Origin of the sequence: Ekhidna sp. (genome assembly GCF_039960695.1) — a bacterium.
Lineage (GTDB): Bacteria > Bacteroidota > Bacteroidia > Cytophagales > Cyclobacteriaceae > Ekhidna.
The window spans coordinates 501,430-515,597 of the sequence record NZ_JBDVKP010000004.1; the positions used below are offsets into that span (position 1 = coordinate 501,430).

At 40.0% G+C, this 14,168-nt stretch carries 13 protein-coding genes; 5 read left to right on the top strand and 8 right to left on the bottom strand.

The features are described 5' to 3' along the window. Positions 1-336: 336 nt before the first annotated feature. From ABJG98_RS02975 to ABJG98_RS02985, 3 genes are all read right to left on the bottom strand, one after another. On the bottom strand, positions 337-852 hold the full coding sequence (locus ABJG98_RS02975; protein ID WP_348277976.1) for a hypothetical protein: 516 nt from the start codon (positions 850-852) through the stop codon (positions 337-339). 294 nt (positions 853-1,146) lie between these two features. Continuing rightward, positions 1,147-1,581, bottom strand: a complete 435-nt coding sequence (locus ABJG98_RS02980; RefSeq protein ID WP_348277977.1) for a hypothetical protein — start codon at positions 1,579-1,581, stop codon at positions 1,147-1,149. Positions 1,582-1,586: 5 nt separating this feature from the next. Then, positions 1,587-2,774, bottom strand: a complete 1,188-nt coding sequence (locus ABJG98_RS02985) for a DUF2911 domain-containing protein (RefSeq protein ID WP_348277978.1) — start codon at positions 2,772-2,774, stop codon at positions 1,587-1,589. Positions 2,775-3,340: 566 nt separating this feature from the next. On the opposite strand from ABJG98_RS02985, the gene greB reads away from it, so the two are divergent. Next, the gene (gene greB, locus ABJG98_RS02990) at positions 3,341-3,856 is read left to right on the top strand and encodes a transcription elongation factor GreB (RefSeq protein WP_348277979.1); all 516 of its coding nucleotides are present in this window, start codon (positions 3,341-3,343) and stop codon (positions 3,854-3,856) included. Positions 3,857-4,043: 187 nt separating this feature from the next. Here greB and ABJG98_RS02995 read toward each other — a convergent pair whose 3' ends face one another. From ABJG98_RS02995 to ABJG98_RS03010, 4 genes are all read right to left on the bottom strand, one after another. Then, a complete protein-coding gene (locus ABJG98_RS02995; protein ID WP_348277980.1) occupies positions 4,044-5,642 on the bottom strand; it encodes a hypothetical protein in 1,599 nt (532 codons plus the stop codon). Continuing rightward, on the bottom strand, positions 5,639-6,154 hold the full coding sequence (locus ABJG98_RS03000) for a hypothetical protein (protein ID WP_348277981.1): 516 nt from the start codon (positions 6,152-6,154) through the stop codon (positions 5,639-5,641). Before ABJG98_RS03000 ends, ABJG98_RS02995 begins: the two co-directional genes overlap by 4 nt. 92 nt (positions 6,155-6,246) lie before the next feature. After that, complete coding sequence (locus tag ABJG98_RS03005; protein WP_348277982.1) at positions 6,247-7,338, bottom strand: helix-turn-helix transcriptional regulator; 1,092 nt, start codon at positions 7,336-7,338, stop codon at positions 6,247-6,249. Between the two features lie 80 nt (positions 7,339-7,418). After that, positions 7,419-9,188 carry a hypothetical protein gene (locus tag ABJG98_RS03010; RefSeq protein ID WP_348277983.1) on the bottom strand — a complete coding sequence of 590 codons (1,770 nt, stop codon included), beginning with the start codon at positions 9,186-9,188 and terminating at the stop codon, positions 7,419-7,421. Between the two features lie 228 nt (positions 9,189-9,416). Here ABJG98_RS03010 and ABJG98_RS03015 point away from each other — a divergent pair, with 228 nt between their 5' ends. Together ABJG98_RS03015 and ABJG98_RS03020 are read left to right on the top strand one after the other, a co-directional pair. After that, entirely contained in the window at positions 9,417-9,530 is a 114-nt protein-coding gene (locus tag ABJG98_RS03015; RefSeq protein ID WP_348277984.1) for a hypothetical protein, read from the top strand. 74 nt (positions 9,531-9,604) lie between these two features. After that, the gene (locus ABJG98_RS03020) at positions 9,605-10,045 is read left to right on the top strand and encodes a hypothetical protein (RefSeq protein WP_348277985.1); all 441 of its coding nucleotides are present in this window, start codon (positions 9,605-9,607) and stop codon (positions 10,043-10,045) included. 140 nt (positions 10,046-10,185) lie between these two features. On the opposite strand, the gene ABJG98_RS03025 is transcribed toward ABJG98_RS03020, so the two are convergent. Further along, on the bottom strand, positions 10,186-10,686 hold the full coding sequence (locus ABJG98_RS03025; RefSeq protein ID WP_348277986.1) for a hypothetical protein: 501 nt from the start codon (positions 10,684-10,686) through the stop codon (positions 10,186-10,188). A 366-nt stretch (positions 10,687-11,052) separates the two neighbouring features. On the opposite strand from ABJG98_RS03025, the gene ABJG98_RS03030 reads away from it, so the two are divergent. Beyond that, on the top strand, positions 11,053-13,047 hold the full coding sequence (locus ABJG98_RS03030; protein ID WP_348277987.1) for a DUF4493 domain-containing protein: 1,995 nt from the start codon (positions 11,053-11,055) through the stop codon (positions 13,045-13,047). A gap of 35 nt (positions 13,048-13,082) precedes the next feature. Next, entirely contained in the window at positions 13,083-14,108 is a 1,026-nt protein-coding gene (locus tag ABJG98_RS03035) for a hypothetical protein (protein ID WP_348277988.1), read from the top strand. Positions 14,109-14,168 lie beyond the last annotated feature (60 nt).

The following is a 14,168-nucleotide window of genomic DNA, read 5'->3' on the forward strand; positions in this document are numbered from 1 at the left end:
TGAAAGGTCTCGAAATTTCTTCAAGTCTAATTCGTAAACTATAGAGTGAAATTTAATAGGTACTTCTCGACTTCCAGCAGTACATGCCGTGGAAGCGTTCTGTACTTTGCCTCAATCCTTAAAGCGTATCTCCCCTTTCTTCCACACACATTTGCCATCCGCTCAAATCCTTCACTGAACCCAAGATGTCAAATCAAAGATTCACGAGGGGTTTGTGCGGTATGCATGTGCGTATGAGTAAAATAATCACCTTCCAAACACAAAATGGCCAGCCCACACCCGGGTATTCTGCCTTCCCATCGCGCCTAGATGGAGAAAGTTCTATTTAACATAATATCAACAAGGTGAGTAATATTCAAATCTGGAAAGATTACCAATGCCATTGAATGTGAACACTGCTCCATCATCACTATTGTTTGAATATAAAAGAATTGATCTCTTATCGGGATTGGTCTTAAAAAAGGTGGCTATTGAAGAACCTAACAATTCAGATAATGAATCAATTGTTGTAGTTCCGTCTATTCTTGTGCCTTCATATTTAATGAATGAGTTTCCGTCTGGATCAAATCCAATCTTTTCAATTTGAAACTCTTCTTTATCACTTCCAATAAAATTATACCCTAAATACACTAATTGATAATATGGCCCACCGCTTTGTTCAGGCGAGTGAAAACCGCACTCATAATCAGGATAGACAATTTTAGCCACCCCGCAGATTTCTTCAATTTCAACTCTGGTAGAATTAAACTCTAAACCTTTGAATTCTATTTTATTGAGGTCAAAATCGTAATTGATTTGACAAAAGGCTGTAACGCTTAGTACCGTTAGTAGAGTAGATATCGTATTTCTCATGTTTAGATTTTATGAATCTGTTTTTCAAAACTATACTCTTGGAGCAATTCAATGGTATTCTTATTCAAGTTGATTCCATACTCAGGATTCTTGGCTGCAGTGTCCGTGTTTGCCTTTCATTACACAGTTCTTCCACCCTATTCATCTATTCCTTTTCGTCATTACATAGACTTTTTTACTTATTCTCATTTGCTAAAATTTTTAGTGAATGTAATCTTCCTTATTAGAATAAAGAGAATGTCATGTGGGATTTTTAAAATAAAGTATTAATCATGGCCAATAAATAATGATACATTATGTGGTCGATGTATTGTAATAGTAGATTCCTAAGAAAATCCCTACAAACCCTTCAAATGAAAATGTAAGATTATTCAGTTGAGCAAGATGTTCTACGAATGTGTCGTAATACTTTGGGTCAATTATTTGATAGTAGATTACTATAGAGATGAGATAAAGTAAATACGTAATTGAAACAATTAGTGTCGCTATAAATGTATATGTTGGTATTATTTTTGAAGAGGGTTTTCCATTTACTTCTTTTATGAAAGTAGCGCCTATAGTAGATAATGGAGGTATAATCAATGGAATAAACCAAGATGTAAATCTATTTTGTAGGTCATAATCATTTTCAAAACCAGTTATAGTAATACCTGTACAAATAACCAAAAAGATTCCACCTAAAAAGAACCAAAAACAAGATAGGATAATCTGACTCTTTCTTAATCTCATCTCTCTTAACGATAAAATAGATCAGCTTTATTCAAATGAATTTTAGCTTTAATTTCCCCTGGGTTTACGAATTTCGCTTCTTCTGATTCTTTTGATTTTCGAAACTCGTAGACTAAGACATTTACATAATGGTCATCAGTAAAGGGCTTGCTCTCTACCTCCGAACTGATTTTATTACTTCCTTTTGTGTATTCCATTATTTGTTTATATCTAGCCTTCTCAGAGGAAAATTTTAATTGATCATCGCTAATTACAAACACTAAAATTCGATACCTTCCAACCTTAGCATTAAACAGATACCTTATTATTTCCTTTAAGCTGAATTCGCTTAAACCTTTCAAAGTGAGATTAAATCGATGAGGATCATCCTCAGGACTGCCATCTTCCTTGAATTGTTCAACTGGACATACAAACACAAAATCGTTTTCTTTATCGAAGTAGCTCAAATTATTATAATCAGCCTCGGCTAAAGCTTCGAGTAGAATTTCATTTATATCTTTTAATGTACTAGGCTTCCTTTCTTGGAATAAGACTTTAGATAAAAAAAGCCTATCTGAAGGTTGGGGAATACTTGACCAAGGAAAACTTCTAACATCACTAGATGAATTTTCACTATTATTATTATCACTATTGGTTAGTTCTACCGGTAGTGATACTTTCGTTTCACCCCACATTAAATCGATTGTGACACCATTTATTAGAGATAGTTCTGAGTCAATTTGGTTTATTTCGATAGTAAAAATGTCAGTTTTATTGTTCAAACTAGGCTTTGCCGGCGTTCTCAAGACATCTTCTTCACTTTTATATTCAAATGCTCCCCAACCGTCAAATTTTTTATTGAATATAACTATCCATTCATCTTTGTCAGGAATCGTAAAAAGACCGTATTTACCTGCTGGTAATCTTTCACCATTGATTATCACATCGTTATTGAATTCGATAGTGGTTGATTCGTTAGCTCCCGTTCTCCATACGTTTCCATATTCAACTAAACCTCCAAATATTGCTCTTCCTTTGGTTGATGGTCTACTGTAATCAATAGTAATCTTATTCACGCCATTTTCATAATTAGCTATTGCTGGAGGGGATGGGCGCTTCGAATTATCTTTTTGTGCCTTGGCCTTGGTAGAGCTTAAGCACAACAATACTGAAAACACTATTAGATAGAGAATAGTATGATATTTGGTTTTCATGGTGATTGAAGATGAAATAGTAGTTCACTATTTAAGTTATTTATGATAAATGATAAATACGAATATTGAAGGCCATTTTAAATGATGGTCTTAATTATTGACCTTCAATACTTGGCAAAGCAAAATTTCTAATTGGAATAGTTATACTGGGTTTTGATTTCAGGACACTAATCAGTCTTTTAGCTTACCCAATAAAATTTAGTGGCGCTACCCTTTGGGTCGGGCTTTCAGCAGTACATGGTACTTTGCCTCAATCCCTAACGCTTATCCTCCCTTTCTTCCACACACGTTTATCATCCGCAAAACCCATCGCAAAACCAAGGATGATAAAAGAGTGTGTCTCTCCTACCCAACAAAACATTTCCATCTTATTTTCAGCAAACTAGCCTTCCCCTAAACCCAAGCTATATTAACCCGCAGCAAGTGCGGGGCAGGCCATAACGCAGGATAGTATCGGTCCGACGTTTCGGTAACAAATCACGGCAATCTCGCTCCTGCTCCTACAATCAAACTACCCATCATTATAGTATCTTGCGAAAGTTTTCAAAAAACAAGATCATTTGATTATGAGGCGAAAAATTCCAGAATCAACACTACCAAAAATAATCCGCTCGCAAATGATTACTGCTGAAGGCTTGCAAAAATTAAGGGACGAACATGATCACTTGTGCCGAGGTGAACGCCCAGACGTTACCGCTAAGGTTTCATGGGCCGCAAGTTTGGGAGATCGCTCAGAAAATGCCGATTACCATTACAACAAAAAACGTCTTCGAGAAATTGATAATCGCATTCGCTATCTGTGTAAGTGTGTTGACGACTTAAAAGTGATTAATTACCATCCTAACCAAGAAGGCAAAGTGATGTTTGGCGCTTGGGTAGAAATTAAAAACGAAGAGAAAGGTCTTCAAAATCGATTTCGAATTGTAGGTTACGAAGAGCTCATCGGTAATAAAAATTACATATCTATGGACTCCCCAATGGCTAAAGCGCTTCTTGATAAAACTGTTGGAGATGAAGCTATAGTTAAAACCAAAATGGGTGATTTTGTATGGAAAATTCTTAAAATAGAGTATCAGAAGTAGTCTAACCAAAGTAGATCTCTGGCCATTACGCTATCATTTTTTAACTACTTTCTAGCTTATACAAGTTATTATTTAGTTGGGCGAAAAAGGCTTTCCCTAAACTATTAATCCCGACCCTGAACCCCTAGCCGGGCGCCAAAGCTATCATATCCCCGAATCAAGGTCGGGATAGGCATAACGCAGAGCGCTAGTTTATTTCCTTTAGATCACTCCTGGAATAGTTGGTTATGCTTTCACGCTCGCTTGCGGAAAGGTCTGGATCATTTTCTACTAATGACAATGCATTCTTGTAATGCTTAATTGCCTTTGCATTTTGACCTACCTGCATCGAGTAATAAGCCAGGTAATAATTCATCCGGGCTGATTCAGGATAGCTGTCGTAACCCAGTTCGTAGAGCCTTTGTCGGTAGACATAATCTTCATCCTTTTGCCAGGCCAGCCAGCTCCGATAATCTTTGTAGAAGAACATAGCATATGGTTGGAGATTCCCGCCCTCTTTTAACTCCTTATAAATACGCTCGATCTCATCAAACCCTTCTTTCAGGAATCGATCTTTCAGTATTGCAATGTTCGGTGGCGCTGGAATCTCATCCAAAACAAACGTGCTGTCAAGTTCAGTCAGGGCACTCAAGAAGTTCGCCTCAAAAACCTCGTCAGTTCCACCGTTGATTTCTTGATCCAGGAACCTCAATACTAGTTCGTGTGCTTCTTCGAATCCTTTTTGGGTGTTGCCCTTATGCTTGCCGAGAATATCAGGAACAAAAACGTCGAACATACCATAATTGAGCATTACCCATTCTGACATATTCGAAAATCGGGCGTAGTATCTATCCGCGTATTTTAGCTGAAATGTGTATTTCGGATCAATGGACGGATGAGATGAATAAATGAATAACATGGGAGCTGTAATGTTTTCTGCCAAGTAAAAAACCGACTCATTTAAAAGGCCCTGCTCAAAAGCGCTTGGAAGTCCTCCCTCCAGGCTGACCAGCGCTTTGAGCTTGTCGTTTCTTGAGATAGCAGCGGCACCAACAGAAGACGAGATGGCATTGGCTACAATAGCTACTTTGTCCATGTCAACATTGGGTTGTTCACTCACTTTTCCCAACACAAACTCAAAATCATCAACTGCCACTTCTAATCCTATCGTGGACACTTCCAATCCGGAAGAAAATCGACCTTTTGGGGTAAAGGCTATCACTACATAACCATGACTCGCCAGGTATTCACACGTGATACTTTGAAAGGCCGGACTGCCGCCGTTGGGGTAGACAACTACCGGAAATTTTTCCTTGACAGGAGTGGCATTGAGTCGACCATATACTTCCAACTCAAGCAGCTGATCAAGATGGTCACTTGTGAAATCTTCCTTCGTACTCCCGAGTACTCCAATGGTAACATTTCCAAGGCCCTGGGTCTGTTCAATAAACGTCTGCTTAGCAGATTCCTTCTGCCCTTCTGACGCTCCAAAATCTGTTTGTCGACCTCTTAGATACACATAGTGCGAATAGTTGATTCGGTCGCCCGAACCGCTCTCTGCCGGGTACCAAACGTTTATCTGAAACTGGCGTCCCAGTTCAGGGCTATGATTATTTGTCAGGTTCCCATCCCAATCGGAATATGGCACACCATTTCTTGTGCGATCGTACGTGAAGATTGTTTTATAGCCTACCGCATAGTCACCCAAAACAAGATCTCCCATCATCTGAAGGTCTCGTGGAGTTTCTGGAACAGTGCAGCCAATGGCGAACACGATCAATAGGCAATGGGCTACAGAGTTTTTCATTTTCTAGTTGCTACGTCATTGAATATTTGCTTCCACTCTTTATCGTCCAGCCACTTGCTCGCCCACCCGTTCCATACCAACTGATTTTTGTCGGCATATGAAATCGTCGCTCGAAAAAATCGATCTTCGGTTACATTTTTTGGCGTGATGGCTAAAATCTGCTGGTTCTCTTTATCTAAAAACCATTTGAATTGGCCGTGAAGAGGGAAGTCATTAGCAAAGTTGGTCGCTCGAAAACAGTCTTCTCGTTTGTCGTAGTTGATCAGGTAGGCATAGAAACGTTCTTTGCCGCTGGTAGAAACAACTGTTGAGGATTCACATTTTATATAGCTACCGTTTAGATAGTACTCGCAGACGCGTGTTCCCTTCTCCTGATATTCTTTGTCTGTTCCCGGGTAGATGGTCTCCAGCACATCCCATGATCCGATAAGGAAATCCAAATCCTTGATTGATTGGCTATGCAATGAAGTGGTTACCACGAGGCATACAACCATAAGCAGTTTTCTTTTCATGTCCTTTACTGTTTTTGAATTTACATCCAAAATAGAAGGACATCCCCATGCAAAGGTCTCACTTACGGTAAACAGGTCTCATTTTCAGTATGCTAAGAACTTTGAGATTTAAACTCTTTGGGTGTCATCCCGGTGAATTGCTTAAAAACTCTGTTGAAGCTCGCTTTTGAGTTGAATCCCGCATCGAAGGCCATACTCAGGATCTTCAGGTGATCATTGCCAGGGTCTTGCAACAACATTTTAATTTCTTCTACCCGGTATTCGTTAATCAATTGATAAAAGTTCTTATTTAACTCCTGATTAATGGTGTCAGAAATTGAACGTTCAGATATGTCAACAGCTCGACTTAAATCTGTAAGTGATAGTTCTGGATTTCCATAAAGCTTTTGAGCTCGTATGATCTCATCAAGTTTCTCAACAATTTCAGATGGTCTTTTTGATTCATTTTCCTCAGCTTCATGTGCAGGAATTTTGTGGATTTGAGCTTGCTTGAATCCGCTGATACTCATCCAGTATAAGATGCCCGCGTAAGCGAGCAATAGAAAAGACCGTGGATCATCCCAAGCTTCTAATGTGTATCTACCACCCGCAAGGGTGCTCGCTGCTAAGAAGAAGATAAACAGTAGACAAACACCCGCGATTATGTAAATGATTTGACTGACCCATCTCAAATCAATTCTTTCGGTATTGGAAACATTGTCAAACAACGATCTTCGGTACGGTTCGATTAATCGATAGGACAAGATCAAGTATATAACAATGGAAAGAATGGCCGCTGATTCTAATACTTCTGCAACATGATGAAAATATGGCCATGGGTCTGCGTTTGACAAAGCCGCATGATAGGCACTGTGTAAGTAGTTAAGGACAATTGGCGAGAAGTGCCAAAGGTCTTTTTTTCTGAATTTTGGGCCTCCTGTGAGGATCTTTATGTAGAAATAAAAGGACGGCCCTATCCAATAAGAAAGTGAAAACGGGAGCCATGCTAACCATTGGTAAGTATTCCAAATGGCCATATCCATAGCCAAGGGAGTCAACGTTAAGCACATGGACAAAATCATCAGTGAAAGAAACTGATTGGCCTGTCGATTCTCCTTCTTTTCAAAAAGAAGGAAGGCGAATACAATTCCATTGATAACGGCGCAAACGGTTATGAGCTGAATAAGTGAAACCTCAACGTGCATCTTACAATAGTACGCATAGATGGGATTTATTCCCTTTTTATCATCCTTCGAATAGCTTTTGCTGTTTTTAGTCTAAAGCATTAAATGTCTGCTTTTAAGATGTCCCAGTAGTAGTGTTCGTAGGTTTCATCCACAAATGGAATTGGAGATCGAATGATTTCGGAACTGAATAATCTCAAAGTGGAGTCGGATAATATCAGATCAGATATTCTGGTATGCGCATTCATTCCCATGCTTCCAAAATGTTTGTAGCTCACCAATTGGCCTGATTTTCGATCTACTTTGCAGACCAGACCGATATGAAATGGCACCTGCCAAAAGTAGCGCTTGATTTCAGAATGACTTTCACCTACTATATACAGATGACGATCATCGAAGGACATTCTGAAATACTCGGAGAAATCTGAGGAAATCGTGAATGTTTCTTCCCATTTAAGGCTGCCATCACTTAAATCAAAGCAATGCAGAAATGATGTATTCATGCTATCATTTGGTAAACTGTAGAGCGTAATGACCTCACCTGCTTGCTCGTTTATTGCATACTGGGGCGGTACGACTGGGTTGTAGGAGTTTATTTTATCGTACGTAATGTGGTGCCACTTTTCGTTTAAGAGGCTGTCCAACACAACTATCCCAAATGTTCGATAATGACGATCACCAAGCTCTACTTTAGCGCCAATGTACTCATTGGCACCTACCCTTTGAATGTTCAGCAGTGAATGCCTTGAACTGAGAAATAACGATGTTGAAGCTTCCCATTCACCATCACCATTTTTCAAACAACGAACCCTCACATACGTGAATGTATCGTTTTCAGCTTCCATGGCTGACAACAGTAAATCCAGTTGATTACGTTCTTCGTTGATGATCTGATATCCATTTTTAACAAATGAGCCTGGAATGATTATTTCTTGCACTTTAGCTCCTTCAAAGGAGTAAAAATTTAATTTGGAGTTAGGCTCACCATGAATAACGGTGTCTCTGGTAACAATAAGCAATCGATTAACTTCTGAAACCAAAAAGGGCCTGTTGAACGAAACGTTATGTTGCCATTTCAACTCTCCATCTCTATCGAGCAAGCCAATGTTTGTACCAAAATCTGAAAAGAAAACACCGTCGGAAGTTGGTTCAATTTTGATTACATATTCCACATCAGCATGCAATCGCTTTTCCTGGACGAATAGCGCTTTATCATCCGAAGTAACCTCAATTACCCGATCCGGTTGGTTTAATACTGTGACGAAAGAGTGTGTAAGAAAAGGTTCAAAAAAGGCAAGCGAGATGAATCCGGTTATAATAACGAGGATGGCTTTTGGTCCTGATAGGTACCATCTATTATTCGAGACCTGAACATAGTAATAAATGGTATACAAAGGGAGCATCAATAGGGCTATATCATCAACATCGACCTGAAACAAGTAATTGATAATGGTGAGTATGCTTATCAATATAAAAACCAGTGTGACCAGATAGATTGAAGTACCGAATTGACCCGCTTTGTTTTCTTTTTTGAAAAACAAGAGCCTCGATGAAAGCCAAATACCGGGTAAGATGCTTGAGATGAGAATAAGCCCCATGAAGTCTTCCGAGATTTCATCTTCTAAATCGGACAGCATTTGAAGGCGATAAGGAATGCGCCAATGGACGGTAGACAATTCTTCAAACACCAAGTACTTATCCAGAAAAACGATCAGAAAAATCAGAAATCCCACCACGCTTAGCATGAATCGAAAAGGAGAAACGTACCCATCTCTGGTGCTCACAACTTTGGCAGGGCGCAGTAGTAAGTCTCTAAGCGTTTTGAATGCGACAAAGTCGTTTCCGAAATATTTCTTAATTCCTGTTTTCATGAAACTTCTATTGCTGCTGAAGACAATAGTATTATCAGAGAATCTTGAAAGTAGATGATTTTATCAACATAGGCAATTAAGTTTTGGCCTATGAAACCCACTTGTATACTCCCTTATCTCATCCATTGATTCCTTTACTTTAAGCAGATTTCTGTCGGATTGCATGTCATGAAAATGAAAATGAAAGCCGGACTAAGCATTGGTAATTCTCTTTCCTAATTTTGCCACGTGGAGAAAACAAGGATCTATAGGTCGCAGCTGATTACACCAGAAGGTATGGAGCGTCTGAAAGATGAGCTTAATCATTTATGGCGTGTGGAGCGGCCGGATTGTAGTGACTAAAGTTGCAAAATTTGTCTGAAGAATTCTTAAATAGAGTACGTGAAAAGCTAACTAAGCCGTAAATATGACCACTGATGATTAACTCGCGTCCCAAATCAAGCATCATGATATCCATTGGGGTATTCCTTTTTGCGATCCTTCTCGCTGATGCTTGGCTGTTTTATACATTGGTCAAAAATCCAACGTCTTACCTGTGGTTGAAAATGATGCTCACTCCTACGCTGCTGGTGATTGTCATTGCTATCGCCAGAAAGGGCTACACGTCTGCGCTTAAGTTGACGATTGGCAACAATCAACTGACCTACCGCTATTTTCTCAGCTCCAGCAAATCTCACAAAATATCAGATGTTAAAAGCTGGCACGAGGATGTAGTGAAAAGCAAAAATGGGGACTACAAACGGTTGTCCATTTTGTTAGCTAGCGGCAAAATGCTTCAACTCAGCAACCATGAAAACAGCAACTACCAACCGGTGGTCAACTACCTGAAGAAGAAAGTGAAGCTTTCGAAGAAATAGCTAGTTTGACTCTCGTCCGGAGCGATGAACGGGTGTGCAGTCATTTCCCAGAATTGATTGCCTCGCCCATCAAAACTGGCTCCTGCCGTTTGCCATCCTTGACTTTTGAGATGCAGATAGCATCACCAGTTTTATAATCGTCAAACACATAGGTGCCCTTGGCAGATGCTGAGACGTATAATGCCCCAGTCTTCCCGATTAATCATCGGATCCAGAATTATTAGTTCAGACCAGCCATCACCTTCACGGTCATTATACCCCTTGGCCATGTGCATACGGTTACCGTCCGGTGAGAAGGTTATTTCACCTCTGCGTCTGAATTCAATGAACTTTTTCCAAAGGTTGTTTTCCTGACGAAAACCAACAGTGGTTGGGTGAAAATTGTCGGGATCATAGCTGGTATAAGCACCTCTGTCGATGGTGAAGTAGAATTCAATCATTCCCGGGGCAAACACCGCCTCAAGTTCCCAGTCTTCTCTGGAAATGATGCCCGGTGCAAATGGTTCAGCTACCATACCCGGAGGCTTTTGTCCCATATACGGTCCCTCCAACGTTGGAAACTCGCTCTCCTTGTTATCTTGAGCAAAGAGGCTATTAAGTGATATAGCTACCGTTATTATGAAGATTTGTGTTGTTTTCATGTTTTTAGTCTTTTGTTAGGGAAATAAATAAGCAGCACTAATTCTCCAGATTATTTTTATCAGTATCAACTTTAGCCAACGGATAATTACAAAAGCCAACACATTGACTATGCCTGTGACGATTAAGGCTACATGAGCCCATTTTAGCTTTACCAGTGCGATAGAAACCCCAATTGTAAAAGTAGTAAAGAAAGGTTCCAACGAGATTTACTATGAGCTTTAGCGAGCAATTAACACGAGCGGCTAGCGATAAAATCAATGATAGCTAGTGTCTGCTCCAATGCAGCTAAAAACCCAACCAGATAAATATTCTCGTATGTTAGTGAAGATTAAAAACTCACTACACCTTAATTAATCACACTAAACATGAAAAATTTATTTTATCTATTAATTGCTGCGCTCATTTTTGGAGTTGTGGCATGCGATGAAGATGATCACATCAGCCCACAGGCTCAAGGTTTCTTGCAGCTGGGGGTGGCCATCGCTATTGAAGAGGATGCCGGTGGAAGAGTGGAAAGTGTAAATACAGACGACTTCCGTGTTACAATTTTCAACATCGACAGTACGGTCGCACTAGACATTCCACGTTTTGTGGATGCCCCCGACAGCATATCATTAGCTTCTGGCGAGTATTTCGCTGAGGCCAGTTCCAACAACCTTGCAAATGCTGCTTTTGAAAGCCCCTTTTACTTTGGGCGAACTTCGAGCTTTACAATCGCCAAGGAAGAAGCTAAAAGTGTAAGCATCGATACTGAACTAGCCAATGTGCAAGTGTCGTTTGTGTTTTCTCAAAATGTAATCCAGGATTTTGATCTATATGAAGGGATTGCTAAGCTTCAAACAACCAACGATTCCCTGTTTTATGCAACGGGTGAAACAAGGTCAGGCTATTTCATTACTGATCCTTTGGATATTTCTGCGCGCTTGCGTTTTCAAAAAACAGATGGAACTGTACTGGAAAGAATTTTTATTGGTAGCATAGCTAATCCACAACCAAGAACCCACTACAGAATCAATGTGGATGCTCTGCTTGAAAATGGTAGAATTGGGTTGATCATCAATGTAGATGAAGGCGTAAATATTGAAGAAATAGATCTTTCTGCACCCATCCCCACTTTTCAAAAAACCTTTGGTGGTTCACAAATTGATCAGGCAAATTCGATCGTTCAGACGCAAGATGGAGGTTTCATAATTGCGGGTGAAACCATATCTACGGATGGCGATGTGAGTGAAAATCTAGGTTTAAATGACTTCTGGGTAGTAAAAACCGACGCGAATGGCGGATTGGAGTGGGAAAGAAGTGCTGGAGGAACTGGCTCTGATTTTGCGACCCAGGTGACTCAATCGTTTGACGGAAGTTATGGAGTAATTGGCACAAGCAATTCAAGCACTGATCCGTTTGGCAATACAGGAAATAATGGACTGAATGACGCCTATTTTGTCAAGCTAAGTTCAAGTGGGAATATTGTTGGCAAAAAAATGATCGGTGGCGGATTAAACGATCAGGGGCATTCGATAAGTCCAACCGCCGATGGCGGATATGTTATTGGAGGAGCAGCAGGGTCAGGCAATGGTGATTTTTCTGTAAACAGAGGAAATTTTGACTTGTTTGTAGCTGAACTGAGTCCTGTTCAATTTGGATTTACCGCTATTGACAGGTTGACGTCACTTGGTGGATCTCAATTTGAAAATGCAGAATCGGTAATGCAAACCGCCGATGGCGGATACATTGTCGCTGGAAGAACTTCATCCATTGATGGAGATGTGATCGGGGCGAACGGAGGAGTACAGGATTTCTGGATATTGAAGCTTGATCGGTTTTTGACTATCAGCTGGCAAAGGACCTATGGCGGCTTTGATGTAGACATTGCTTATGAAATCAAACAAACAACCGATGATGGATACATTGTGGCTGGTTCCACAAAATCTGCTAATGGAGATGTGATCAATAATCAGGGAGATTTTGATTACTGGGTTGTGAAATTGAACTCTCTGGGAAATATTCAATGGCAAAAAACTTTTGGAGGTTCAGGTGAAGATCAGGCTCGGTCGGTCGATCAAACCACCGATGGTGGCTATGTAGTTTCGGGACATAGCAATTCGACCGATGGAGACGTAGTTGGAAATCATGGAGCTTCTGACTTCTGGATTATTAAACTGTCAGGCACTGGTGACTTACAATGGAATAAATCTCTTGGTGGATCAGCCGAAGATCGATCCTTTTCGATTCAGCAAACCGATGATGAAGGGTTTATAACTGCTGGATTTACGACATCCTCAGATGGTGATGTTACCAATTCCAAGGGTAGTACCGACATCTGGATTGTAAAACTGGATCAAAATGGCAACCTGAAGCCATAAACTGAACATTACGAAACCCTCTAAACTTCACAATGATGCAAAAATTCCTAACATGCATAATAATTGTTATTTCCTGCTTGCAAAGTGCTGCGCAGGGAGGAGCTACGGTATTAAAATTTGATTATAATGTAAAGATTGAAATTATAGACGCGACGCTTGGCCCTCTCACGTTGCCAAATTTTGTAAAACGCGAGGAAAATGAACAGAAAATTCCGTGCGAAGAAGAAATTCAGATTAAGATAAGAGTCACCAATGTAGGAACGAAAGCCGCAAGGAAGATTCCCTTGACCGGAGCTTACTTTCTAAATGGGAAAAAGGTTAAAGACCTTGAGTTGTATGAAACATCGCGGGAGCTGAATTTAACAAATACCATTGAAACTGAAAGCGGATTAATTGAATATGCCTTGATTCCTTTCTATGAATTCATCAATCCATATTCACTCTTAATTGGGAACCTGCCCTCCACCAAAACGGCACCAAGAATTCATTATTTGGGCGCAGGAAAATCGAAAGATATTATTGTAACTGCGCCCTTTGTTCCGAGCGGTTCGGAACAATCAAAAGAACTGAATATGTACAAATTCCAGCTTGGAGAAAAATTCTATACCGGAATGCTCCAAGACATTGAAGTAAATGACTCGTTTGTGAGTAACAACAAAGCTGAAATTAATTATTGGAAGCATTGTAAGACTGATCGATACGTAGAAGGAGATACTTTTTTTGAAGATTACTTCTATGAAGACGATAAACCAGAAATTGTAGCTGATCTGAAGAACCGAAAAATCGTAAGCACATTTTCACCAAATCCTGTTCTATTTAAACAGTGGATTCGAATTGCGCTAAATCCCGAGATACCCAATCCGAGAGGAGTAAAAATTCACATCAGCGGGATAGATAAGCAGACGTTTGGCATTCAGTTTTCACCGGTTCAGAGTAATCCATCCGGTCACATTTTTTTCATCAAGACAGATCAACTTAGAAACGTAGGTATGTACCAATGCACATTTACTTACCCGGGTTGGAATGCTGAGAAGGTCAAATTCTTTTTCTTTATTCCTTGATGCGGAAGGCAAAGGGATCGGACGGTGCGATCCCTTTTGAATTGCTTTTATGCTTTGATC

What these genes read in the sequence shown, in the direction of transcription:
- ABJG98_RS02975 (WP_348277976.1), bottom strand. Translation starts at nt 852, where the DNA reads ATGAGAAATACGATATCTACTCTACTAACGGTACTAAGCGTTACAGCC.
- ABJG98_RS02980 (WP_348277977.1), bottom strand. Translation starts at nt 1,581, where the DNA reads ATGAGATTAAGAAAGAGTCAGATTATCCTATCTTGTTTTTGGTTCTTT.
- ABJG98_RS02985 (WP_348277978.1), bottom strand. Translation starts at nt 2,774, where the DNA reads ATGAAAACCAAATATCATACTATTCTCTATCTAATAGTGTTTTCAGTA.
- greB (WP_348277979.1), top strand. Translation starts at nt 3,341, where the DNA reads ATGAGGCGAAAAATTCCAGAATCAACACTACCAAAAATAATCCGCTCG.
- ABJG98_RS02995 (WP_348277980.1), bottom strand. Translation starts at nt 5,642, where the DNA reads ATGAAAAACTCTGTAGCCCATTGCCTATTGATCGTGTTCGCCATTGGC.
- ABJG98_RS03000 (WP_348277981.1), bottom strand. Translation starts at nt 6,154, where the DNA reads ATGAAAAGAAAACTGCTTATGGTTGTATGCCTCGTGGTAACCACTTCA.
- ABJG98_RS03005 (WP_348277982.1), bottom strand. Translation starts at nt 7,338, where the DNA reads ATGCACGTTGAGGTTTCACTTATTCAGCTCATAACCGTTTGCGCCGTT.
- ABJG98_RS03010 (WP_348277983.1), bottom strand. Translation starts at nt 9,188, where the DNA reads ATGAAAACAGGAATTAAGAAATATTTCGGAAACGACTTTGTCGCATTC.
- ABJG98_RS03020 (WP_348277985.1), top strand. Translation starts at nt 9,605, where the DNA reads ATGATTAACTCGCGTCCCAAATCAAGCATCATGATATCCATTGGGGTA.
- ABJG98_RS03025 (WP_348277986.1), bottom strand. Translation starts at nt 10,686, where the DNA reads ATGAAAACAACACAAATCTTCATAATAACGGTAGCTATATCACTTAAT.
- ABJG98_RS03030 (WP_348277987.1), top strand. Translation starts at nt 11,053, where the DNA reads ATGAAAAATTTATTTTATCTATTAATTGCTGCGCTCATTTTTGGAGTT.
- ABJG98_RS03035 (WP_348277988.1), top strand. Translation starts at nt 13,083, where the DNA reads ATGCAAAAATTCCTAACATGCATAATAATTGTTATTTCCTGCTTGCAA.